General features: G+C 53.7%; 1 pseudogene. It reads left to right on the top strand.

The window, feature by feature from the left end:
- Window positions 1-1,227: pseudogene (locus QM877_RS10170) on the top strand (hypothetical protein); the annotation flags it as partial.

Below are 1,227 nucleotides of genomic sequence, written 5' to 3'. Positions count from 1 at the left end.
CATCAGCTAGCCAGTCAGCGTCAACCAGCGCAAGTCAATCAGCAAGTACATCAGCTAGCCAGTCAGCATCGACCAGTGCGAGCCAATCAGCAAGCACGTCAGCAAGCCAAAGTGCTTCAACAAGCGCCAGTCAATCAGCAAGTACATCAGCTAGCCAGTCAGCATCAACCAGTGCAAGTCAATCAGCAAGCACATCGGCTTCTGAGTCAGCGTCAACCAGTGCAAGCCAATCAGCAAGCACGTCGGCTAGCCAGTCAGCTTCAACAAGCGCAAGTCAATCAGCAAGCACATCAGCTAGCCAGTCAGCATCGACCAGTGCGAGCCAATCAGCAAGCACGTCGGCTAGCCAGTCAGCTTCAACAAGCGCAAGTCAATCAGCAAGCACATCAGCTAGCCAGTCAGCATCGACCAGTGCGAGCCAATCAGCAAGCACATCAGCGTCTGAGTCAGCATCGACAAGTGCGAGCCAATCAGCAAGCACGTCAGCAAGCCAAAGTGCTTCAACAAGCGCAAGTCAATCAGCAAGCACAAGTGCATCTGAATCAGCGTCAACCAGTGCGAGTCAATCAGCAAGCACATCGGCTTCTGAGTCAGCGTCAACCAGTGCAAGCCAATCAGCAAGCACGTCGGCTAGCCAGTCAGCATCGACAAGTGCGAGCCAATCAGCAAGCACATCAGCGTCTGAGTCAGCATCGACAAGTGCGAGCCAATCAGCAAGCACATCAGCCTCTGAATCGGCGTCAACCAGTGCGAGCCAATCAGCAAGTACATCGGCTAGCCAGTCAGCATCGACAAGCGCCAGTCAATCAGCAAGTACATCAGCTAGCCAGTCAGCGTCAACCAGCGCAAGTCAATCAGCAAGCACGTCGGCTAGCCAGTCAGCATCGACAAGTGCGAGCCAATCAGCAAGCACATCAGCGTCTGAGTCAGCATCGACAAGTGCGAGCCAATCAGCAAGCACATCAGCCTCTGAATCGGCGTCAACCAGTGCGAGCCAATCAGCAAGTACATCAGCTAGCCAGTCAGCATCAACCAGTGCGAGCCAATCAGCCAGCACATCAGCAAGCCAAAGTGCTTCAACCAGTGCGAGCCAATCAGCAAGCACATCAGCAAGCCAAAGTGCTTCAACAAGTGCGAGCCAATCAGCAAGTACATCGGCTAGCCAGTCAGCATCGACAAGCGCAAGTCAATCAGCAAGTACATCAGCTAGCCAGTCAGCGTCAACCA

Source organism: Streptococcus infantis, from assembly GCF_047463655.1.
Lineage (GTDB): Bacteria > Bacillota > Bacilli > Lactobacillales > Streptococcaceae > Streptococcus > Streptococcus infantis_Z.
Note: the sequence above shows the minus strand (reverse complement) of the source record. Positions and strands in the feature narration are given on the sequence as shown.